The organism is Pseudoalteromonas luteoviolacea (genome assembly GCF_001750165.1).
Lineage (GTDB): Bacteria > Pseudomonadota > Gammaproteobacteria > Enterobacterales > Alteromonadaceae > Pseudoalteromonas > Pseudoalteromonas luteoviolacea_G.
Genome location: NZ_CP015411.1, coordinates 242,501 through 266,964, shown reverse-complemented (window position 1 = coordinate 266,964; position 24,464 = coordinate 242,501). Strand labels below are relative to the sequence as shown.

Below are 24,464 nucleotides of genomic sequence, written 5' to 3'. Positions count from 1 at the left end.
GTTAAGTTTTGGCATATGGATTGCTCTATCCTTTGCATCATCAATAAATAATTAAAGATACATATGGACGTCGTAAAATCAAAAACAATCACACCAAAGCATTCTCTTAAGAGAAAAATCACGGCTATGATCGTTTGTGGCTCTGTGCTAGGCGGTGTATTTCATTTCACTTCATCACCTAGCTCCACCAGCTTGCAACAGAACAGCTTAATTGTCGCAAAAGTACAGAGGGGTGATTTAGCTATCCAAGTGGATGGATATGGCGTTCTACGCTCCAACCAACAAAAGCTGTTAACCGCACAAAGTAGTGCTACTGTCAGTGAAATACTGCTACGTCCAGGCGCAGTTGTTACTCCTGACTCGGTCATTCTAAGAATGCAAGATCCCGATCTAAAACAGTCCATTGAGACTGCACGTATGGCACTTGAAGAACAGGCGGCCAATTTGCGTCGTCAAAGACTTGCCAACCAGCGAGAGCGCTTGTCAGAAAAAGCGACGCAAGCTCAATTAGAGAGTGAATACCAATCACTAGTACTGCGTCGCCAAGCACAGCAAGTGCTTCGTGATCAAGGTGTTATCCCAGCAATAGATGTGCAAACTGCAGAGCTGGAAGAACAACAGCTAGGTGCGCGTTCTGAACTACAACGCCAACGGATCACCCAGTTAGCACAGTTACACCAAGAGGACATTGAAATATCTCAACAGCAGGTAAACCAAGCGCGCTCAAACTTAGCACGTCTAGAACAACGTGCTCAACAACTCGAAGTCACTGCTGGGATCAGCGGCACCATCCAGCGCCTAGCCGTTGAACTTGGGCAAAGCGTGTCGGCTGGCCAAGAACTAGCGCAGGTAGGTAGCAACTCGGACTTACAGGCCCTGATCCGTGTACCACAGTCGAAAGCAGAGCAAATCAAAGTCGGGCAAACAGCCGTCATTGATACTCGCCGTGAACGCGTACCCGCAGCCGTCACTCGGATCACACCACAAGTACAGGATGGCACCATCGAAGTGGAGCTGTCATTTACTGAAGGTGTACCTGAGTCTGCAAGGCCAGAATTAAGCGTAGAAGCTGAAATCCTCACGAATCAGTTAAACAACGCTTTATATGTAGAGCGTCCAGCAAATAAGCAAGCACATAGCGCAACCGAGCTTTACATCATCAAAGGGGAGCAAGCTGTTGCGACCACAGTACGATTCGGCGAAGACGCCGGGCGACATTTACAGATTCTGCAAGGCATACAAGAAAATCAAAGCGTTATCCTGTCTGACATGACGCAGCACAGTGAACATAAAACCATCACATTGCTTTGAACTCAATAATAAGAATTAAAGAAAGGAATTAAATATGAAAGAAAGCGTACTAACAATGTCTGGTGTGACTAAGGTATTCAGCACTGAAGAAATGGAAACACATGCACTAAGAGGTATAGATTTAACCATTTATCGCGGTGACTTTGTGTCAATTTGTGGCCCCTCTGGCTGCGGTAAGTCTACCTTGCTGTCCATTCTAGGACTATTAGATATGCCCAGTTCCGGACAGTATCAAATTGAAGGTGAAGAAGTCAGCCAGCTAACATTGGCGCAATCAGCATACATTCGCAATGAGAAAGTCGGCTTCATATTTCAATCATTTAATCTGATTGATGAACTGTCGGTCTATGACAACGTGGCACTGCCGCTGAGATATCGAAAAGATCCTATGCCCGAAGCGCAAATAAAACGGGCTGTGGAAACCTGCCTCGCCAAAGTAGATATGAGTCATCGTGCAAGCCACAAACCTAACCAACTTTCTGGTGGTCAACAACAACGAATTGCGATTGCCAGAGCACTCGTTGGCGAGCCTAGCATGTTGCTAGTTGATGAGCCGACTGGCAACCTAGATTCAATTAATGGTGATGCCGTAATGGCCATGTTGCAACAACTCAATGCAGAAGGCACCACCTTATGCATGGTGACACACGACCCACGCTATGCCGATATGGCCACTCGACAACTCCATTTGCTCGATGGCAAGATCATCGACAGTGAAGAGCATAGCGACCCTAAACATACATTTGAAGTTCCACTTGCACAGTAGGTAGGTGTCATTATGTTGAAACACAATTTATCAATCGCTCTAAAAAGCTTAGCAAAAGTAAAAAGCTATGCCCTCACCATTGTCATGACTTTAGGCATTACATTAGGCGTGATGGTGGCCATGTACAATTTAAACTACCAAATTATCGCAGCCCCACTGCCTTACCCAGATCAAGACAGGCTAGTCTTGGTGCAAGGCCAACTATTGGCAGCAGATGGAGAAGTAAAGCGTGAAAACTATTTACCCTTTTTAGGCGCTATAGAAGCTTACAAAGATCAGCACCCCGGCATAGAAACTTTAGCATTGCACAACATTAGCATTGATGTTGAGCAAAGTTTGCCAAACAGCCCTACTTTTAATACCGGAGCTATTACGCCTGAATTTATGCAAATTGTTGATGCTCCCCTCGCATTGGGACGTCACTTTAATGAAGATGAAGGGCTGAACAGCAATCAACCTGTTGCGATTATCTCTTACGATGTCTGGCAAACACATTTCAGTGGCAGCAGTGACGTACTTTATCGTTCTGTCACTTTTAAAGGCATCAGTTTCATTATCGTCGGGGTAACTGCTGAGCACTTTGCAGAGCCAGTATTAGCGACTCCCACTTGGCGCACCGATATTTGGTTGCCTTACGACTACCGAGATACACAGGAGCCATTATGGACCTTTTCTTCTAACCAAGTACATTTGGTGGGTAAATTATCGAAAGATGCGGATATCAACCGAACTCAGCTGGCACTCAACAACTGGGTAATGGCACGCTACCCTGCTGCTGTTGCAGATAGCCCCACCGTGGCAAATACTCGTGTTAAATGGCGCTTTACCACGTATCGCGACCGCATTATTGGCGACGCAGGCAATACTAGCGTGATGATGCTTGCGGGCAGTGTAGTCTTGCTACTTATCGCCCTCAGTAACATCGGTAACTTGGTATTATCTCGTGCGGTTGAACAGCAACGAGCGTTTGCTATTCAAGCTGCGTTAGGCGCACAGCCTCACCACTTATTTAAACAAGTCTTGGTCGAATTATCGATATTATTTGTTGCGGCACTTATCATCGCAACTGGTGTAGTAAGTATTATCTTAAGCTTATTAAAAGCAGGGTATGCGGGCCCACTTGCACGTTTAGACGAATTGAGCCTCAACCTAAATACCGTGCTATTCGCCATTGCATTGACCTTAATTTTGAATTTTACACTTGCTTGGGTCGTCAGTAAGCAGCTCAATTACAATGCCATTATTGGCGCATTGCAAAGTAGTGGTAAAGGGTCTGGCGTACAAGTTTCAAAACGCACACGTCAAGTATTGGTATCATTACAAGTGTTCTTTTGTATCTCACTGCTTGTATTATGTGTCAGCATTTTCAAACAAAGCTGGGCACAGCTCACCGCACCTACCCATATCAATACCGACAATACGTCGCAAATCGCGCTCAACCTAGGGACTTTACTCAATGAAATGTCTACACAGCAACGTGCAGCGCTCGTATTAGAAGCAACAGAGCGACTAAACCAACACAGTGACATAGTGCGTGCAGGTGTCGGCAGCTATCCACCCATCTCATACTGGTTAGAGCAATTCACGTCATATCACTCACAATTAGAGCCTGGTATGGATAAACCCATAGTGACGCACAAGCGAGTATGGGGCACTCGTGTCTATTTTGAAACATTCGGTTTGACCTTAACTCAAGGACGCCACTTTACCGATGCAGAAGCTAGAGATAGCGCACCGGTTGTGATTATCAACGAATTTATGGCCGATATAATCAAAGCTTCAGGACAAGCACCTATTGGCGCCAAATTGTATGCTCGAAATTCTAGCGACCCAATCACTGTGGTAGGTGTAGTAAATAATTTAAATCTGCCAAACCAGCAACCAATTTCTCGTATTTACCGACCCCGAGTGAATACCATGTACCCGATTATTGTTTTGGAAACAAAACCAAATGCACAGCTTTCTCGACAAGGTATTAATGACTTATTAGCACAAGTCCACTCACAGATCCGTGTCTATGATTTGCAAACTACGGAGCAAATTCTTTCGTCTCACCTCAAAGCTCAACGTGTCGCAAGTATTTTTACTATCGTACTGTCTTTAGTGGCAGTAGTACTTGCTGGTATCGGAATCTATGGGGTATTTAACTATGCGATTGCGCTAAGACGCTATGAACTAGGTATCAGAATGTCAATCGGTGCGACGCCCATGGCAATTTTCAAATTAGTACTGACTGAAAACATGCAACCGTTCTTTATCGCAGTCATCGCATCCACCAGCGTATTATTTATCGGCTATCTAAGTGCAGCTTCGACGCCAATGATGCAAATGATGAGTGTATGGAGCTGGCTAATCCCTGTTGCATTGATTGCTAGTCTTGTAGTTGCTATCACCATTTTGTCTGCATGGACAATCATACGCCAGCCAGCGCAATACGCGCTAAAAGGCGCCTAGCCATGTCTCAAACCAGCCGTCAACCAGAATGCAATATCATGATAATTTCCTTCCTGAGATGTTGCTTATGGCTTGCTGTGGCGGCTGGTTTATTTTTATTTTCCATAGGAAGTATAACTGGTCTATGCTTGGTTAATGAATGCTGCGAACTCTACCGACTAAACCATACTAGCCCTGCATTTTTATATGTACTTAACATACTAGAGTGGCTGCAATAAGCCACTCTCTTCACACTCTCAAACATTGCACCAAATTAGTGCAGAATGCGCTTTATTGGTGCACTGATTTAGGTCAATATGCGCTTAACCAACATCTAAAAACAAAATAACACATTAATTTCATAAACTTATATTTTTGGCACAGATCACGCTTAACAGGACACAGTTAAGCAAATCATTGCAGCAAAAAATAACCCACGAGTCGGAGGACACATGTCACAATCGGTTTTAGATTTTATTAAAGAGAATGAAGTAAAGTTTGTAGATTTACGTTTCACGGACACTAAAGGTAAAGAGCAACACGTTTCAATCCCTCATCATCAAGCCGATGAAGACTTCTTTGAAGACGGTAAAATGTTCGATGGTTCATCTATTGCTGGCTGGAAAGGTATTAATGAATCTGACATGGTATTAATGCCAGACGCAAGCACAGTTAAGCTTGACCCATTCGCTGAAGAAACAACCATGATTGTGCGTTGTGATGTATTAGAGCCTGCAACCATGCAAGGCTATGAACGTGACCCACGTTCAGTAGCTAAGCGCGCTGAAGACTACATGCGTTCAACAGGTATTGCTGATACTGTACTATTTGGTCCGGAGCCAGAGTTTTTCTTATTCGATGATGTTAAATACAAAACAGATATGTCGGGTTCTATGTACTCTATCGATGCAGAAGAAGCATCTTGGAACTCAGACAAGAGCTATGACGAAGGCAACACTGGCCACCGTCCTGGCGTTAAAGGCGGTTATTTCCCAGTAGCTCCTGTTGATTCTTCACAAGATTGGAGAAGTGCGACATGTCTAGTACTTGAAGAGTTTGGTCAAGTTGTTGAAGCACACCACCATGAAGTAGCAACAGCGGGTCAAAATGAAATCGCAACACGCTTCAATACCATGGTTATCAAAGCAGATGAAATCCAAGAGATGAAGTATGTTATCCACAACATGGCGCATCACTATGGTAAAACGGCAACATTCATGCCTAAGCCAGTTGTTGGCGATAACGGTTCTGGTATGCACTGTCACCAGTCACTAGGTAAAGATGGTCAAAACATCTTCGCAGGTGACAAGTATGGCGGTCTATCTGAAGATGCACTTTACTACATCGGCGGTATCATCAAGCATGCTAAAGCAATCAATGCATTTGCTAACGCGTCTACTAACTCATATAAGCGTCTAGTACCTGGCTTCGAAGCACCTGTTATGCTTGCTTACTCTGCACGTAACCGTTCGGCTTCAATCCGTATCCCAGTTGTTCCTTCAGAGAAAGCACGTCGTATCGAAGTACGTTTCCCTGACCCAACAGCCAACCCTTACCTTGCTTTCTCTGCAATGTTAATGGCGGGCCTTGACGGCATTAAAAATAAAATCCACCCTGGCGATGCAATGGATAAAGATCTTTACGATCTACCGGCTGAAGAAGCAGCAGAAATCCCAACTGTTGCAGCATCTCTAGAAGAAGCTTTGGCTTCACTTGACGCAGACCGCGAGTTCTTAACACAAGGTGGCGTATTCACTGACGACCTAATCGATGCATACATTGCACTTAAGTCTCAAGAAGTTGAAAAGCTTAACATGACAACTCACCCAGTTGAGTTTGAAATGTACTACAGCGTTTAATTCGCAAATTATTTACAGTGGATAGAGGTAGTTAAATACCAAAGCGCACTATTCACTGCACTTTATAGTGTAAATGCGCGCTTAAATCATATGTGTTCTCAAGCCCGCTTTAGCGGGCTTTTTTAATGGCAAAACCGTGTTAAAACCTCTACAGTTAATCTGTGCGTGTTAACACTGGCACAATGGTGGTGCACTTTTGTACTGAGCTATTTTGTAAAGTGAGGTTGCTGTGAGTCGACTCTGGTTAGTGATTATATTATGTGTAGCAAGCCATGCTGCCCATGCAGACAAAAAAGTGTATCGCTGGAAAGATGAAAACGGCAACTGGGTTTACTCAGATACCCCCAAAAAAGGCGCTGCTGAAGTTAAAATCAATACGCAATTTTTAACCATGCCTACAACGGATACAAGCATTTTAACTGGCAGTTCACAGAACCCTGCAGCCCCTAAGTACAAAGCTTCCATCATTGCACCGAATCACAAGCAAACATTGCGTGATAATACAGGCAGTGTTTATGTCAGTGGTCAAATCACACCAAGGTTCGCTAAGGATTTTACTGTACAACTTTTTTTAGACGGTAAGCCAACAGGCCCAAAACAGCATACCATTACGTTTGCGCTTCGAAATATAGAGCGCGGAGAGCATTCACTGCAACTGATGGTATTTGATTCAAAAGGCAAGGTGGTGACTAAAAGTGATGAAACTATTTTTTATCTGCACAAAGCGACAAGAGCCAACTAATCACCACATTCACAAACACCTATGGTGATAACAAGCATAACTACTGCAAACACATTTTTTGTGTTAGATTAATATGCACCAAATTGGTGCAAGGCGACCCACAATGGAACACCTCAACTCTTCGATATTGCCTGAACTTTGGCAAAACCTGTCAACCTCGATTATTTTACTCGATGAAGACTTTAAGATTCACTATGCCAATAGCAGTGCCAGCGAACTTTTAGGGCTAGGGCAAAAGCGACTGATTGAACAGCCATTTGAGAGTATTTTTCATCATCATTTAATCGACTTAAAAAGGTTAAAACGTTACGTATTAGAAGACGGTATCGACTGCCAACAACACAAGGTAGACGTTGTCTTTATTGATAACCGTGCCAGTACCATCAATTTATTTGCGCGTAAACTCAAACATAATCAACGTCAGTATATCCAGCTAGAATGTCGCCGAATTGATGAAGAATTGCGCTTTGATAAAGCCTTCAATCAAGCCCATCAATATCAAGCTGCGCGCAACCTTATCCGTGGTTTAGCCCATGAAATAAAAAATCCACTGGGCGGTATCCGCGGAGCGGCGCAATTATTGCAGTATGAAGTTGACCAACAGGAGCGCAATGAATGTGCGCAGCTAATCATCGAGCAAGCTGATCGCTTAAGAGAGCTCGTAGATAGGTTGCTGGGACCAAACGAATTACCCAAACGCACACTGTGTAATATCCATAAAGTACTTGAATCTATATTGAAACTCAGTGCGCTGGAGACAGAACATAAGATCACACTGCGCAAAGACTATGATCCAAGTATTCCGGATATTTGTGTTGATGAGTCAAAAATACAACAAGTGGTGCTCAATCTTGTCAGAAATGCCCAGCAAGCACTGAAAGGCCAAGGGGAGATCTGTGTCACCACCCGTATATGCCATCGAGTCAGACGCGGGAAGTTAATGTTGAGAAAAGCACTACTGATCAAAGTCGCTGACAATGGACCTGGGATAGATGAAGCAATAAAAGCCACACTCTTTTACCCTATGGTCACCAATAAAGAAGGCGGTTCGGGGCTTGGCTTATCAATCGCTCAAACTTTAATTGAACAGCACAATGGCTTTATCGAGTGTGACAGTTGGCCCGGACATACGGAATTTTGTATCTACTTACCCTTTGAAGAAAGCTAGGGAGCAAATAATGAAAAGTGTGTGGTTAGTCGACGATGACGCCTCTATCCGATTTGTACTGGAAAAAGCTTTATCCAGAGCAGGTTTTGCCACTGAAAGCTTTGCCAATGGACAAGATGTATTAACAGCACTTGAATACGGTCAGCCAGCAGTTTTGATGTCTGATGTGCGAATGCCTGGGTTGGATGGTATGGCATTGCTCGAGGAAGTAAATCGTTTATACCCCTCCCTGCCTGTTATTATCATGACCGCCCATTCAGACCTAGACTCTGCTGTAAACGCGTTTCAAAAGGGGGCATTTGAATACCTCGCCAAGCCATTTGATTTAGAGGAAGCGACATCACTTGCCGACAGAGCCTATCGTGCAGCGCAACAAAATGCCAAAAGTAAACCTCTAGATGCGACAGTTGATCAACCAGATATCATTGGTGAAGCGCCTGCCATGCAAGAAGTATTTAGAGCCATAGGTAAACTATCGGCTTCAAGTATGAGCGTGCTTATCAATGGTGAATCAGGTACAGGTAAAGAGCTCGTTGCAGGTGCATTACACAATCACAGCCCTCGTAAAGACAACACCTTTATCGCGCTAAATATGGCGGCCATTCCAAAAGATCTCGTTGAATCGGAGCTTTTTGGACATGAGAAAGGCGCATTCACAGGTGCAGACAGCGTGCGTCGAGGACGCTTTGAACAGGCTAACGGGGGGACGCTATTTTTAGATGAAATCGGTGATATGCCTCTGGATGTGCAAACTCGGCTGTTACGTGTGCTGGCCGATGGAGAATTTTATCGTGTAGGCGGTCACCAAAGTGTTAAAGTCGACGTCAGGATCCTAGCTGCGACGCATCAGGATTTAGAAAAGCTGGTCAGTGAAGGGAAGTTTAGAGAGGATTTGTTTCATCGCCTCAATGTCGTCAGGTTACGGATCCCACCACTTCGAGAAAGAAGTGTCGATATTGCAAAGTTGGCAGAATACTTTCTTGCAAAAAGTGCCAAAGAGCTCAAAGTCCCCAGCAAAATTCTGACTAACAAAGCGCTAGACCAGATGAGTGCCTTCCATTGGCCGGGCAATGTCAGACAGCTAGAAAATACCTGCCGCTGGTTAACCGTCATGGCACCAGGGGATATGGTTGGTCCGCAAGATTTACCTCCGGAGCTTGCACAGACAGGTAGTACAACTACGCTTGAAGAAAGTCATGACTGGCTTGATGCATTTCAGCTATGGCTTGACCAACAACTGAAGCTCGGTGAAGATCACATTTGGCCGCAAGTGCAAGCACAGTTAGAGACAAGGTTAATTAAATCTGCGCTCGCAGCATGCCATGGTCACAAACAAGATGCCGCTTTAAAAATAGGCTGGGGCCGTAATACGTTGACCAGAAAACTGAAAGAGCGCAATATGCTAGAAAATGACTAAATGATTGGCCGAGCATGAAGCTGCTAGAAAATATCACGACGATAAAACAACTTGAGATCATTAACCGCTTAGACTTTTTCTCTGAGTTTACACTGGCTGAGCGACAGGTTTTATTAGAGTCGTTTAGCCATTTATATTTAATCAGCAAAGATCGCTATGCATTCAAGCGTTTTGAGCAAGACAGCCGTTTATACATTATTTTAACTGGTGAGCTACGGATTTTCGCAGAGAAAAGTCATATAGATATCGGCCATGTGGGGCCCGGTGAGTTTGTCGGTGAAGGCGCATTTATATCGAATCGAGAACGTAGCACCAGTGCTCAGGCCATATCAGATACCATTGTATTGGCCATCACTTCTGAAGCACTAACCAAATTACCGGCGGTTATAAGAGAAAAAATCAAAGACAAAATCATTGCTGGCATGAGTGAGCGCATTCATAAGCTCAATCACTTTATCGAAGAGAAACTATAAGCTTCTCATAATGACTACAGCGCTCACTAAAGCCCTGTAGTCAATAACTGCTTAACAGTTATACATAGAGTTACATCCCCAACCGTTATAAGAAATACAACCTGGCACATGTGGTGAGCTTGCGTACATACCACCCGCTACATTGGGTGTTTGCGCAGGGTTTAATGCTTTTTTATTGGTAGATAATTTCTTAACCGAACGTTTATTCAATGTGATTTTCATCATTATTTCCTTTTTTATGTTGTATTTATTTTATAGGGTGATCACTGTTCCCTGAATAATAAATAACCACCAACACAGTTTAAAATCAATGATTTCAATCCGTACATTATTTCATTACACACGGTCCGCTAGATATGACATAGTAAAATGTTTTGCTGTTAAACATTGAAATTGGTCATATCCAACAAAAAAAGGATGCTGACGCATCCTTTTTTATTGAGTTTAATTGAGCAGTTCACTAAACAACTCGAAAAGCCTATCTAGCTCTTCAATGGTGTTGTAATGCATACAGCCAATGCGCACTACACCACCTTTATCCATTACACCTAATTGCTCACACAAGCCCTGCGCATAAAAATTACCGTCCCATACACACACATGGTGCTTACCTAGGAACTCTGACACCTTGCGAGGCTCTATGCCTTCAAACGTCAATGCGAATGTCGGTGTACGTTCGGTCAGGCGAGACAAATCATCAATGCCGAAAAGTTTAATCTGCGGAAATTCGCCAAGTCGTGTTAAGAAATGCTGACTCAACGCCATTTCATGGGCTTTTGAATTCGCAAATGCTTGCTCTAATCTTGCTCGTAATGGCTTTGATTCCGGCAAGTCACTTAACGAGGCAATATATTCAATCGCAGCGATAACACCTGCCAAACCTTCAAAGCTCTGTGTGCCCGTTTCCCAACGTCCAGGGATCACATCTTTTGCAGGCTCTACTTTATAGGGTGTAAAACCTTCGAGATGTTCACGCTTACCATAAACAATACCAACATGTGGACCAAAGAATTTATAAGCAGAACACGCTAAGAAGTCACAATCTAATGCTTGTACATCAATCAGCTCATGCGGTGCAAAATGCACGGCATCCACATATACCAGAGCACCCACTTCGTGCGCCATAGCAATGATCTTCTTAATGTCGTTAATAGAGCCCGTGGTATTTGATGCATACGTCACAGCCACAAGCTTGGTGTTGCTGTTAAGCAACGACGCATAGTGTTCAAGATCCAGCGTGCAATCTGATTCATTGATTCGTAAAGCATGCACTTTGGCACCTTTGTCTTCAGCCGCTTGGCGCCAAGAAGATACATTTGAATAGTGATCTGCGTTGGTCACAATTACTTCATCTTCAGCTTGCCACTGCCTTGATATTGCACGACTAAAACTGAACGTTAAGCTCGTCATATTTGCACCAAAGACAATTTGCTCACTACTTGGCGCATTAAGCAGTTGTGCGACCGACTGCCTTGCACGGCTCATTAGCTCAACGGTTTTATCACTCGAAAAAAACGCACCACCTAAATTTGAATTAAAGTAACCCAGATAAGCAGACATTGCACTGAGCACCGACTGTGGCACTTGTGAGCCACCTGGGCCATCTAAAAATACCGGTGCAACACCTGAGATTTCTTGCATCAAGGCAGGAAACTGACGACGGATTGGCATTAAGTTCATGTAGTCCTCTTTATGCTGTAAATACAAAACAATCTAAATAGCCAATTTCATCGGCATTGAGCTTATTCATCGGCGTTGCGTTGTGCCACACTTCACGGTCATTAACAAGCGCAAATAGGCCATCTTTAATTTCCATTTTAAAACAAGGCTCAGCTTCTTTGTTCTCGTATACTAGCAACTCGCCACCAGCGATGTTTTCATGAGAAACGCCGCAAACACACACATGATCAAAACCGTCTTGGTGAACGCCTTCGGGAGCAGGCGGCGTATCACTTTCGATTGCCAACATTCTGAATTGATGCACTTCAATGTCGGTATCATCTGCAATACCCGTCATTGCTTTGAATTCAGCTAGCAAGTGCTTAAATCCATTGCTGTGTAACAACTCTGATTCTAAATTTTCATATACACGCTCAACATTGCCTTGAAAGTGATTAATTGAATCATCTTGCACAAATGCTTTAGTTGGCTGTATCGACACATTGCCCTCAGAAAACTTCAGTACAGAATAACGACGTTTACGAAACGCACCATCAGCATAAGGGTTATCTGGCAAACGCGAAAAAAACGGTTTAACTGAATCAATATGTGATTGTTGAATAAAACGAAGTTGAAGCAAATTCTGGTTGTTTACTGCTGTCATGCTTACTCTTGCCTGTGGATGTAAAATTGGCAGAGATCTTAATCTATTTAGATGGAAATTTTGATTTTGAATAACTTGTTTTTATCAAAAAACAAGAATAAATATACCCTATAAAAATATATGTTAGATTAAAAATACCATTTGTTTTAAATTTGGTAACTGAGGCATCTAAACCTCAGCCACTCTGTATTGCGTAATCAAGCATTAGTGGTGCATGATTATTTATTGCAAAAAAGGTCAAAAATCAGAATAAACAACATTACTCCCTCTCACATATCATGCCTTATAATCTAAAACTGACCTTTCACCGCAGCCAACTGCTCAGCAAAACTAAGATGACGTAAATCGCCCAACCCCGCCTTTTCGGTCAGCGCCAATAATTGACTTTCAAACGTCAAGAGCTGCGCTTCCACCTGATTATCTTTTAATGCATTTTTACGCACTATGTGCTCTTGATAGAGGCTTTCCACTCTCAATATTTGCAATTTAGCCAAACGTACTTTGTCTTCTATTTGCTCGTAATCACGCATATTATTCTGAATATATGCTGTGGCGTATTCACTGGTATTAGCCGCATCTAGTACAACGCTTGGTAGCACTTTCGCTTTGAGGGATGTTTTGATAGCGCGCAATTGCAACTTAATCTCACCTAAATAATGAAGCTCAACTGCGCTCACCTCTAATGCGCTCAATTGTGCATTAAATTCATCTAAGCGGGCTTCCACTTCCGGCTGTTTACCATTAACCAGCATACCCCTAAATTTTCTATGAGTGTCACTCAACTTACGGTAGCGTTTAGGGAAATTCTCTTGAGCAGCAAACTTGTCTAACACTGCAAAATGGGAGCGCACAGGCTCTAATACTGACAATATCAATTGCTTTGCCGCTTGAGCACCAGCAACCAGCGCTAACACCTCTTGACTAAGCTCAATGATCTCACCACTCACCGTTTGAGAAGAGAAAAAAGATGCGCTATCAAGCGCTTCAAATGGCTTTGCCTTTAAGTCTGCGAAATTTTTTTCAAGCTCCCGCCACTCCTTTTGCGCTTTTTCAATGCGTACACGATCATACTCTAGCAGCGATTCTGTATTCGCTAAATACATTGCCTGTTGCGCTTCCTGATATGCGGCATCGGCACGATCATACGCTGCTTGTACTTGTTCATGAGAGGGTGAAGAGCCCCCTAATGTTTGAACCGAATCTAACGTTTTACACCCTGTAATGTTTAAAAGCAAAGCCCCAAAGACAATGCCAAACTTCATACGCATCAATAGCTCCATTGTAGTCCTGCGGTCAAAGAGACATTAGTATACTCTATTTCAGGAACACGCAAACGCCGGCCATTCACTTCTTCTGTCACTGTATCTCTTTCTTTATAATAGGCATCTACCCCAAACATAACCGCAATATGCTCAACCAGCTGATATCTAACACCTGTTCTAGCCATCACACCCCAACCATTAAAACTGTCAGTCAATGTCGTTGTTTCAAACTGCGTATTCTGAATTCGGCTATATACAGGTGTACTTAACTCGCCTTCAATATACCAACTTAACTTTTCTGCTGGATAACTCAGTTTACTGTCATACCGCGCACCTAATGTTGCCAGCAAACCCATTTGATCTTCTGTGACTGATATGACGGGTACTAGAGATGCGGGATTGTCTTGCAGCGCGTCATCGCCATCTTTTGATTGCCCGGGCAAATCAAAACGAGGAACAGGATCTCCCTCCTCTCGCGGAAGCGCCTTTAACGCATCATCGAATCTCGTTGCCCCTGGGTTTACAAACTTAAAGTTGGAACGCGTAAAGCTAGAAGTAAAAATTTTCATGCCGAAGGTCAGTTGCACTGCACGCTGGTAATTATATGCCGCAGTAAAGGCCAGCTCATTAGCTTTGACTTTAAAATCATTTTGCTGAATCGCACCAAAGTCTTTTAAAGACCAGGTTTCTTGGTCTATTTCAGTTGAGATAGTCGCAGCACTGCCAATGTAGAACCCCCAATCATCATCGATTCCCGTGTAAGAAAGCTGGCGTACTGCCGGATTGGATACAGATATGGACTGAGACAATTGACCAAACCCAGCGACATCTGCCAACGACTCACTGTAGTCAATACTCTCAAACCCCAAACGAACTTCACTAAAAGAGGGTAAAGGCGCAGCCGCCAACGAATAGCTGCTAAACATACCCAGTAAGGCAAGTGTGTATTTCATGGCTTTCCCCGATAATGTTATTGTCTTGTATCACAAGGCACAACATTACTACCCCTTGCTTACAGGCCGATAGAGACGTGTTTACACTGACGACACACATCAATGAATGATATAAACACTAGTACAGATGTCTTTATAGTCAAGGACATAGACAGAAGTTTACCGTAAAAACAACATGAATTGAGGTATAGAAATTGAGCTAAAAAAGCTCGCAAATTACGAGCTTTTTTAAGTAATTAGACCGCTTGCTGAATGATGACACTATCCGCTTTTTTGGTGTAATGTGGCATCTTATGAAAATTCAAATAACGATAAGTATCTGCAGCAGTTGCATTGATCTTTGCAGCATAACTTTGATACTCATCAGGCGTTGGTAGTCTGCCAATAATAGCAGCAACGGCAGCAAGCTCTGCTGACGCTAAAAAGACATTTGCGCCTGTACCTAAGCGGTTTGGAAAATTACGTGTCGAGGTAGATACTACAGTTGCCTTGTCTGCAACTCTTGCCTGATTCCCCATACATAGGGAGCAACCCGGTGTCTCTATTCGAGCACCTACCCTACCATAGATCCCATAATATCCCTCATCTATGAGCTGATCTCTGTCCATTTTGGTCGGTGGTGCTATCCACATCCGCGTTGGTATCTGGCCACTAAAGTTATCGAGCAATTTACCTGCTGCACGAAAATGACCTATATTGGTCATGCAAGATCCAATAAATACTTCGTTAATTGCTTCATTTTGCACTGTCGATAATAACCTAGCATCATCGGGATCGTTTGGCGCACATAAAATTGGCTCTTTAATATCATTTAAATCAATTTCAAGCACATGCGCATATTCAGCATCGCTATCAGCCTCCATTAAATGTGGGCTGTCTAACCATGCCTGCATTTTAGAAATGCGACGCTCTATGGTTCGAACTTCACCATACCCTTCTGAGATCATCCACTTCAACATGACAATGTTGGAATGCAAGTATTCTTCAACAGACCTCTGTGACAATTTGACTGTACACCCAGCAGCAGAACGCTCAGCTGAAGCATCGGACAACTCAAAAGCTTGCTCGACAGTTAAATGCTCCACTCCTTCAATCTCAAGAATTCGGCCTGAGAACTCATTGACTTTACCTTTTTTCTCAACCGTCAGTAAGCCCTGCTTAATCGCATAATAAGGTATCGCATGCACCAAGTCTCGTAACGTGATCCCCGTTTGCATCTTACCTTTAAAACGCACCAAAACAGACTCAGGCATATCCAATGGCATTACACCTGTGGCTGCAGCAAATGCGACTGCACCAGAACCAGCCGGAAAAGAAATCCCTAACGGGAAACGAGTATGAGAATCGCCGCCTGTACCTACCGTATCAGGTAACAACATGCGATTAATCCAAGAGTGGATCACACCATCTCCCGGACGTAATGACACCCCGCCACGATTCATCATAAAATCCGGTAAAGTATGATGAGTATTAACATCTATAGGCTTTGGATACGCTGATGTATGACAAAAGGATTGCATAGTTAAATCCGCTGAAAAGCCCAAACAAGCAAGATCTTTTAGTTCATCCCGCGTCATCGGCCCTGTGGTGTCTTGCGACCCAACCGTGGTCATAGTCGGTTCACAGTATTGTCCTGGTCTAACCCCAATAACTCTACACGCTTTGCCCACCATTTTCTGTGCCAGCGTGTAGCCTTTGCCTGTGTCACCCGCTTGCGCTGGCTTTTTAAAAATAGTCTCTGCTTCCAGACCAAGCGAAGCACGCGCTTTATCTGTTAAGCCCCTGCCAATGATCAAGGGAATACGACCACCCGCTTGAACTTCATCTAAGATAACTTCTGATTTTAAGGTAAATTGTGAAAGAACTTCATCCGTACCAAAACGTTTAACCACACCTTGATAGGGATAAATATCAATTTGGTCACCCATATTGAGCTTTTCAACTGGCAACTCGATAGGGAGCGCACCAGAGTCTTCCATCGTATTAAAGAAAATGGGCGCGATTTTCCCCCCCAAGCAAACACCGCCGACCCGCTTATTTGGTACATAAGGAATGTCCTCCCCCATAAACCACAGCACCGAGTTGGTTGCAGATTTTCTCGACGATCCTGTACCAACTACATCCCCCACATAAGCCAACGGAAGACCTTTACTTTTCAGTGTCTCAAGTTGAGATACAGGCCCTATCTCACCACTCTTGTCCGGTGAGATACCATCTCGCTCAAGCTTCAACATGGCGAGTGCATGTAGTGGAATATCTGGACGGGACCAAGCGTCAGGTGCGGGTGATAAGTCATCGGTGTTGGTCTCGCCTGTAACCTTAAAAACAGTGACAGAAATTCTTTCTGGTACCGCAGGCTTTCGAGTAAACCACTCTGCATTGGCCCATGATTCAAGCACCTGCTGAGCAAATTGATTGCCACCTTTTGCTTTTTCCTCTACATCATAAAATGCATCAAACATTAATAATGTGTTTGATAACCCTTCAACAGCAATGGGGGCAAGTTCAGGCTCATCTAACAAGTCCACCAAAGGCGCAATGTTGTAACCCCCTAGCATGGTGCCTAATAATTCAACAGCATAGGCTTTAGAAATGAGTGGTGATGACGCTTCCCCTTTCGCCACTGCAGCTAAAAAGCCTGCCTTGATGTATGCGGCATCATCTACGCCTGGGGGAACTCGATTAACTAATAAATCTAAAGTAAATGCCTCTTCTCCTGCAGGTGGAGCTTTAATTAAATCAATTAGATCAGCTGTTTGCTGTGCATCTAACGGCTTAGGAACGATCCCTTTTGCCGCGCGCTCTTCAATATGATTTCGATATTCTTGAAGCACGGTTATATCCTCTTGGTGACGTGTTTTAATAAGCATTTTAGTCGTTTTGTTTATAGCTGCTTATCTTTTAATCTAGCCATTTGATTATAAGAACTTTCCAAGAGTATGAAAATATTGCAAGTTGAGAGAGTAAAAAATACCGATTATTTATTTTATGAATATTGAGTAGATGTATATATAGATAGGTGAATTATTATTGATATATATTAAATTATGGCTGGACAACAAGGTATCATCCAGCCAATAAAAGCACTATCTCTTCACTTTTACTCTTTCTACAGATATGACCTTCGCTTCTACACGACGATTTGCAGTATGTGCCTCTTGTGTATCTCTACTATCCATTAAACGTTCTTCACCGTACCCAACAGTTGAAATACGTGACTGAGCTATTCCTTTTTCAACTAACTGTGCAGCAACTGCATCAGCACGTTTTTTAGATAACCACATATTATAATCGGCCTTACCTAAGCTTGATGTATGACCTTCAAGTACCACCGTTGTTTCTGGGTGTGCGCGCAAGAACTCAACAACCGCATTGATATCATCTAAATACTGTTGAGATACTTGCGAGTTGTTATTCGGGAAGCGCACGAGTAAGCTGACTGTCACTTCCTTATTTTCATATAAGCTACACCCAGCCGCATCTACTGCATCACTCATTGGAGTATTTGCACAGCGATCCTTTCTGTCTAACACACCGTCGCCATCACTGTCTTTAGGCTGTTCAGCCACGACAGGCTGAGGCGAAGGCTGTGGCGCAGGTTCTACTTTAGCTGGACGACTCTGAGCAGCACCAAACATGTAATTGATACCCAGCTTAGCACCTACATCGGTATAACCGCGCTCTAGACCTTGATAAATCGCCGTCTCAAAGTTAGCAGCAAAATTATCAGTAAAGTGATGGCGATAACCAACACCGGCATTTGCAAATAAGTTACTATCAAATATGTCTATCGACTTAAGACCAGCCAAGGCATAAAAAGGACCACCATTAAAGTGATACAAGCCATCAATACCTAATCGGTCACCGTCTTGAGAACCAGTGCCAGCTCCCTCTAAATCGAAATCCATATCCGCATACTCGATACGCGCACTCCAGTATTTATTAAAGCGGTATCCAAGTTCAGCACCCCACCCTGTGGAGTCATCAATGCCTACACCACCGTTGCCAACACCTCTGATATTTTCCCAATCCGCATTGTAATAATCACCAAATACACCAAGGTAAACACCCTCTTCAGCTTCTTTCGCATGTAAAGAAGCAGCCGCAGTCATTGCTACAATTACGCTTAGCATTTTAAGTTTCATCGTTTTTTCCCTCTAAAATCCAGACTTAATAACTTTGATAGCAAGATAATAGTAGTCGATGTCTTAATAATTACTTAACACAAAATAAGTATTTTTAATTAAGAATAAAAGCTGAACCTAGCCTTGATGTCCGAATAAAACTTGATATAAGCCATCTTCTTCCAGCAAGGTACGATGATCGCCTGATTGAGTAACGTATCCATCATCCAATACGTAAATGACATCCGCTTGACGAATTGCACTGAGTCTATGTGCAATAATCAAGGTAGTTCGTCCACTTAAAAATTGATTTAAATTTTTATGAATGCGTGCTTCTGTTTCAACATCCAGTGCCGAGGTCGCCTCATCCAATATCACCACTTTCGGATCTGCCGCAACCATGCGAGCAATCGCCAATCGCTGCTTTTGACCGCCTGACAGTTTTACCCCATTGCGACCAACAATTGCATCAAGTTGTCCATCCATCATTCTTACATTATCTGCAAGCTCCGCAATTTCAAGCGCATGCCACAGCTGCTCATCGGTACACAATTTACCTAAACTTAAATTCTCTCGAATAGAAGAATTAAATAAGATTGGCTGTTGCAGCACCGTGACAGCATGCTCTCTTATTAAGTCATACCCAACCTCTTCGGAAGCGACACCATTAATAAGGATCTCCCCTGCAGACTTTTCATAAAGTCCAAGCAATAATTGAACTAACGTCGATTTACCGCCACCAGACACCGCAACCAATGCAACTTTTTTCCCTTTTGGAATATGCATACTGACATCATGTAAAATAGGCTGACCTTCGTTATATTCAAAGGTCACATGTTTGAACTCGATGCCAATTTTGTCTGCACCGAATACCTCTGAAGCTATTTTTGTAGTGCTGCTATTCGCTGTTTCAGTATCAAAATCCAACACTTGATTGAGCCTTTGCAATGCCGCTGAAGCACTATAATAGGAGTATTGAATGCTCAGGATTTCTTGAACCGGTCCCATCATAAACCACAGATAGCCAAATACGGCAAAAATTTGTCCAACTGACAAACCAGAAAAAACGACCATTAACATTGCAATGGCCCTAAAAACTTCAAACCCAAGCAAAAATACCGTAAAGCTTAATCGATTGACGGCATCTGTTTTCCACTGGGACTGAACAGAGTGATGCCTTAAATCTTTTGCAGCATTAAGGACATTGTCAAAATAACCATGCTCACGGCGCATTGCTTTGAGCTGTGCAATGGCGTCCAGCGTTTCAACCAGCGCTGTTTGAAACGCCTCAAATGCATTATTCTTCTCTTTAGTTAGATGTTTAACTTGCTTGCCAAATTGCCTAGAGAAATAAATTACAGCGGGGTTTAAAGTTAAAATAATTAACCCCAGCGTAAAGTCGATCCATAACAGCACAATCGCAGTGCCAATTATTGTTAATAAACCAATCAGAAAACGAGACATTGTTTGACTAATAAAACCATCTAACGTCTCTATATCGGTTACACAGCGAGAGCTAATCGCAGCACCGCCCTGTGTTTCAAACTCTTTCAATCTCACTTGAGATAAATGCCCAAGCAATCGCTGGCGAATATTTAGAGAAACATCTTTACCTATAATTGTGAATTGACGAGATTGCGCGACACCAAGTAATAGGGCACCGATACGCATGAACATAACGGCAACTAAAATCGCCAGTATATAACCGGTTGGGCCATGCCATTTATCAGGTAATAACCCATTCATAAATTCTACCGCAACATCTGGTTTTGCAAGCAAAACTTCATCCACAAGGAGTGGCATCATCAAAGGTATCGGCACACTCACCAGTGCCGCAAGCAGCGCAATTATATGTGCGTAGACAAGTGGTTTTTTATGCTTAAGTACCTGCCTCTGAATTTCTTTCCACGTCAATGGCCCTGTCATCTCAGTGTTCTGCATTTAAGTACCACAAAAAGTTTGATAGCGATTAGGATCAGATTGTGATTTTAACCATTTTTCAGGATAAACCGTATACTGATATGGTGTGCTTAACGCTTCTAACCATGTATCGAGAAGCGTACTATTACCTTGTTGATAATAGTCGTTAATTACCTCTTCAACTAAGTCATTGCGAGGAATAATGGCAGGATTATGACTTACCATCATGGCTGCAACTTGACCATCGTCGTATTGCTCAGTGATTGCTTGCCACTTAACAAGCCACGGCTTTAATGCTTCAGCAACCGGAAACTGATCTTGTAGTTGATGCAATTTCAGCGCAGTTAAAGAGGCAAACGTATTTGTATAATCAAGCTCATGCTTAGTCATTAACTCCAGCAATTCGGTGACCAATGCTTGATCGTCAATGTGTACTTGAAGTAAACCTAGTTTATTGCGCCATAGCTGCTGATAACCATCATTAAAACGCTCAGAAAAATTCACTAGTATCGCTGAAAATCGTTCAATAGCAGGCTGCTCTTCAGAAAATAAAAGCAACAATGACTCAGCTAAGCGACCACAGTTCCAGCTTGCCATATTAGGCTGTTGGCCAAACGCGTAACGTCCTTGCCTATCAATTGAGCTAAATACCCGACTAAATGAAAAAGCCTCCATCATGGCACATGGACCGTAGTCTATAGTTTCTCCGTTAATTAAAGTATTGTCAGTATTCATCACCCCATGGATGAAACCGACCTGTAACCACTTCAGCATCAAATCGCACTGGGCTTCACAAACAGATTGGAAGAATAAAAATATACTTTCGTCACGGCGCTCATCATCAAACTTTAAGCCCATATCTTTCATTGCCATTTCCAGCAACAGGGTCATTGCTTTTTCATCTTGCTGTAAAGCAAGGTACTGAAAGGAACCGACTCGTATATGACTGCGCGCCGTTCTAGCAACGACAGCGCCAGAAAGCATCCCTTGACGATAAACCGATTGGCCTGTTGATAATACGGCGAGACAGCCTGTTGAGGGAACGCCCAAGCTCGACAATGCGTGGCTCATAACAAACTCTCTCACGGCAGGACCTAATGCACATAAACCGTCCCCACCACGGGAAAACACTGTTGCACCTGAGCCCTTTAACTGAAGATCAATAATATCCCCGGTGGACGCCGTAAATGACCCGATTAGATGTGCTCGACCATCACCAAGAGTCGGATTAAATTGACCAAATTGATGCCCTGAGTAAGCCAAACATACACTGTGTGAATCAGGTAACGGCTGCTGACCTGATAAATATAACCGCGCTGATTCAGCATCCCAATTTAAACCAAACTGAGTGTTTAACGATGAATTAAATAGCACTAACTCTGCATCTTTAAAAACAGTCGGTGCAGCAGGAACAGCAAACTGCTCACCAATCGGTGTATACCTTGAATAAAACATAAATTAAGTACTCTGAATTGCGTTATCACCGACACTATAAGCAATTAGCTGACTAAGCGCCGTCATTGAGAAGCCACTGAGTTGTTGCAGCTCATTGAAATGTTGCTGTGCCGCTTTCAATGACTTTAGTGACTGCAACCCCCCATCAATAATGCCATGTGCCCTTAGGTAGGCTTCCACGTCTTTTGTTAGTAAGAAAGTATCTTTACCAAGTGCACGCAATGCAAATGGTCCCGTATTACCTCCTAATCGGTTACCTTTCTTTTTAAGTAATAGCCATAAGTTAATAATGTCGTCACTTGGCCATTTTGCAACAAGCTTACTGAATGAACCATACTCTTGCTGAAGCTCATAAATCATATGACAGTTAGAAGCGATGCTTTGCACCTTCTTATAATTACGAATAATGCGTTCATCTTGTGCCCGTTGCTCATACATTTCGGGAGACATATATAGTAACTTTTCTACTGAGAAATCCCAGAAAACCTCTCTAAATCCATCCCACTTCGCATTGACTACAGACCAATAGAATCCAGATTGAAAAATTTTTCTAGTAAACTCTTCCAACCATAAATCATCACTATATGTACAAAGCACACTTTCTTTCAGAGGCTCATTCAGTAAAACACGTAAATTGGCCTCACCACCTTTACGTTCACATGCTCTATCATAAATATCGTTAAATCGAGTCAATGGTGCTCCACTATCACATTAATTCAAATATCATTCTTAATAATAGTCTCACATATTATGTCTACTAAACACACTCAAGTTATAAGGACATTTAACGATAGGGGTAAGGTACGACTTACATAGCCCGGCAAGGTGATTATCGTGCAAAAGGCTAGCGACAACGAACGCAGTGAGTACGCTCTTTTTGCGCAAGGTGATTATCGTGCAAAAGGTTAGCGACAACGAACGCAGTGAGAGCGCTCTTTTTGCGCAAGGTGAAGTAACCCATTTTAACAAGAGATAATCAATACACCCCTATCAGCGTAGCAACCGATTAAAAACCAACAAAGTCTGGATCCTGAAACGAGTTCAGGACGACATAGTGAAAAAGGTGAATGACAACGAACGAAGTGAGAGCGCTCTTTTTGCGCAAGATGATTATCGTGCAAAAGGTTAGCGACAGCGAACGCAGTGAGAGCGCTCTTTTTGCGCAAGGTGAAATAAGCCGTTTTAGCTGTTGACGAGGGACTTAAACGCAAAAAACCCGCTGCATTTCTGCAACGGGTTTCTTTAATTGGGCCCTGGCAATGTCCTACTTTCACATGGGAAACCCCACACTATCATCGGCGCTATTTCGTTTCACTACTGAGTTCGGCATGGGGTCAGGTGGTTCCAAAATGCTATGTTTACCAGGAAATTCTGTGTGCAAGATGTTTAAAACACCTTACTAAAATCTGGAAGCGTAATTAAATTCTTATCGTCTACTTTCTATTCTTAACTTCTAACAAGCTTAAAACCACTTTGGCGTTGTATGGTTAAGCCTCACGGGTAATTAGTACGAGTTAGCTCAATGCCTCACAGCACTTCCACATCTCGCCTATCAACGTTGTAGTCTTCAACGGCCCTTCAGTTAACTCTAAGTTAAAGTGAGAACTCATCTCGAGGCTCGCTTCCCGCTTAGATGCTTTCAGCGGTTATCGATTCCGAACGTAGCTACCGGGCAATGCTATTGGCATAACAACCCGAACACCAGCGGTTCGTCCACTCCGGTCCTCTCGTACTAGGAGCAGCCCCTCTCAATTCTCAAACGCCCACGGCAGATAGGGACCGAACTGTCTCACGACGTTCTAAACCCAGCTCGCGTACCACTTTAAATGGCGAACAGCCATACCCTTGGGACCGACTTCAGCCCCAGGATGTGATGAGCCGACATCGAGGTGCCAAACACCGCCGTCGATATGAACTCTTGGGCGGTATCAGCCTGTTATCCCCGGAGTACCTTTTATCCGTTGAGCGATGGCCCTTCCATTCAGAACCACCGGATCACTATGACCTACTTTCGTACCTGCTCGACGTGTCTGTCTCGCAGTTAAGCTGGCTTCTACCATTACACTAACCGTACGATGTCCGACCGTACTTAGCCAACCTTCGTGCTCCTCCGTTACTCTTTGGGAGGAGACCGCCCCAGTCAAACTACCCACCAGGCACTGTCCTCAATCCCGATTAGGGACCTAAGTTAGAACATCAACACTACAAGGGTGGTATTTCAAGGTCGGCTCCACACAATCTAGCGACTGTGCTTCAAA

The 24,464-nt window shown here is 43.3% G+C and carries 18 protein-coding genes and 2 rRNA genes (1 of these 20 cut by a window edge); 8 read left to right on the top strand and 12 right to left on the bottom strand.

The window, feature by feature from the left end; genetic code table 11:
- The first annotated feature begins 63 nt into the window (after window positions 1-63).
- The 8 genes from S4054249_RS01100 to S4054249_RS01065 all read left to right on the top strand — a co-directional run bounded on the left by S4054249_RS01100 (window position 64) and on the right by S4054249_RS01065 (window position 10,169).
- On the top strand, window positions 64-1,311 hold the full coding sequence (locus tag S4054249_RS01100; RefSeq protein WP_046358419.1) for an HlyD family secretion protein: 1,248 nt from the start codon (window positions 64-66) through the stop codon (window positions 1,309-1,311).
- A gap of 34 nt (window positions 1,312-1,345) precedes the next feature.
- Entirely contained in the window at window positions 1,346-2,077 is a 732-nt protein-coding gene (locus tag S4054249_RS01095) for an ABC transporter ATP-binding protein (protein WP_046358420.1), read from the top strand.
- Between the two features lie 12 nt (window positions 2,078-2,089).
- Complete coding sequence (locus S4054249_RS01090; RefSeq protein ID WP_046358421.1) at window positions 2,090-4,531, top strand: ABC transporter permease; 2,442 nt, start codon at window positions 2,090-2,092, stop codon at window positions 4,529-4,531.
- A 431-nt stretch (window positions 4,532-4,962) separates the two neighbouring features.
- Window positions 4,963-6,369, top strand: coding sequence for a glutamate--ammonia ligase (gene glnA, locus S4054249_RS01085; protein WP_039607522.1), 1,407 nt, complete (start codon window positions 4,963-4,965; stop codon window positions 6,367-6,369).
- Between the two features lie 247 nt (window positions 6,370-6,616).
- Complete coding sequence (locus S4054249_RS01080; RefSeq protein ID WP_145925063.1) at window positions 6,617-7,111, top strand: DUF4124 domain-containing protein; 495 nt, start codon at window positions 6,617-6,619, stop codon at window positions 7,109-7,111.
- A 103-nt stretch (window positions 7,112-7,214) separates the two neighbouring features.
- Window positions 7,215-8,279: a nitrogen regulation protein NR(II) gene (gene glnL / locus S4054249_RS01075; RefSeq protein WP_046358423.1), complete on the top strand. Its 1,065-nt coding sequence runs from the start codon at window positions 7,215-7,217 to the stop codon at window positions 8,277-8,279.
- A 10-nt stretch (window positions 8,280-8,289) separates the two neighbouring features.
- Entirely contained in the window at window positions 8,290-9,696 is a 1,407-nt protein-coding gene (gene ntrC / locus S4054249_RS01070; RefSeq protein WP_046358424.1) for a nitrogen regulation protein NR(I), read from the top strand.
- A gap of 14 nt (window positions 9,697-9,710) precedes the next feature.
- The gene (locus S4054249_RS01065) at window positions 9,711-10,169 is read left to right on the top strand and encodes a Crp/Fnr family transcriptional regulator (RefSeq protein ID WP_046358425.1); all 459 of its coding nucleotides are present in this window, start codon (window positions 9,711-9,713) and stop codon (window positions 10,167-10,169) included.
- Between the two features lie 51 nt (window positions 10,170-10,220).
- Here the strand turns inward: S4054249_RS01065 and S4054249_RS26450 are convergent, their stop codons facing one another.
- From S4054249_RS26450 to S4054249_RS01010, 12 genes are all read right to left on the bottom strand, one after another.
- Window positions 10,221-10,394: a hypothetical protein gene (locus S4054249_RS26450; RefSeq protein WP_155401422.1), complete on the bottom strand. Its 174-nt coding sequence runs from the start codon at window positions 10,392-10,394 to the stop codon at window positions 10,221-10,223.
- Between the two features lie 219 nt (window positions 10,395-10,613).
- Window positions 10,614-11,849 carry a cysteine desulfurase-like protein gene (locus S4054249_RS01060; RefSeq protein ID WP_046358426.1) on the bottom strand — a complete coding sequence of 412 codons (1,236 nt, stop codon included), beginning with the start codon at window positions 11,847-11,849 and terminating at the stop codon, window positions 10,614-10,616.
- A 10-nt stretch (window positions 11,850-11,859) separates the two neighbouring features.
- Window positions 11,860-12,492, bottom strand: coding sequence for a 2OG-Fe dioxygenase family protein (locus S4054249_RS01055; protein WP_046358427.1), 633 nt, complete (start codon window positions 12,490-12,492; stop codon window positions 11,860-11,862).
- Window positions 12,493-12,782: 290 nt separating this feature from the next.
- Window positions 12,783-13,760, bottom strand: coding sequence for a hypothetical protein (locus tag S4054249_RS01050; RefSeq protein ID WP_046358428.1), 978 nt, complete (start codon window positions 13,758-13,760; stop codon window positions 12,783-12,785).
- Window positions 13,760-14,707: a hypothetical protein gene (locus S4054249_RS01045; RefSeq protein ID WP_046358429.1), complete on the bottom strand. Its 948-nt coding sequence runs from the start codon at window positions 14,705-14,707 to the stop codon at window positions 13,760-13,762. Before S4054249_RS01045 ends, S4054249_RS01050 begins: the two co-directional genes overlap by 1 nt.
- A gap of 236 nt (window positions 14,708-14,943) precedes the next feature.
- The gene (acnB, locus tag S4054249_RS01040; RefSeq protein ID WP_046358436.1) at window positions 14,944-17,541 is read right to left on the bottom strand and encodes a bifunctional aconitate hydratase 2/2-methylisocitrate dehydratase; all 2,598 of its coding nucleotides are present in this window, start codon (window positions 17,539-17,541) and stop codon (window positions 14,944-14,946) included.
- 252 nt (window positions 17,542-17,793) lie between these two features.
- Window positions 17,794-18,852, bottom strand: coding sequence for an OmpA family protein (locus S4054249_RS01035; protein ID WP_046358430.1), 1,059 nt, complete (start codon window positions 18,850-18,852; stop codon window positions 17,794-17,796).
- Window positions 18,853-18,969: 117 nt separating this feature from the next.
- Window positions 18,970-20,772 (bottom strand): ABC transporter ATP-binding protein, encoded by a 1,803-nt coding sequence (locus S4054249_RS01030; RefSeq protein ID WP_046358431.1) that lies wholly within the window; start codon window positions 20,770-20,772, stop codon window positions 18,970-18,972.
- Window positions 20,773-22,206, bottom strand: a complete 1,434-nt coding sequence (locus tag S4054249_RS01025; RefSeq protein ID WP_052961174.1) for a protein adenylyltransferase SelO — start codon at window positions 22,204-22,206, stop codon at window positions 20,773-20,775.
- Between the two features lie 3 nt (window positions 22,207-22,209).
- A complete protein-coding gene (locus tag S4054249_RS01020) occupies window positions 22,210-22,899 on the bottom strand; it encodes a DNA-3-methyladenine glycosylase I (protein WP_046358432.1) in 690 nt (229 codons plus the stop codon).
- Between the two features lie 558 nt (window positions 22,900-23,457).
- Window positions 23,458-23,572, bottom strand: a 5S ribosomal RNA gene (gene rrf, locus S4054249_RS01015).
- 117 nt (window positions 23,573-23,689) lie between these two features.
- Window positions 23,690-24,464 (bottom strand): 23S ribosomal RNA (locus tag S4054249_RS01010) (it continues 2,107 nt past the right edge of the window).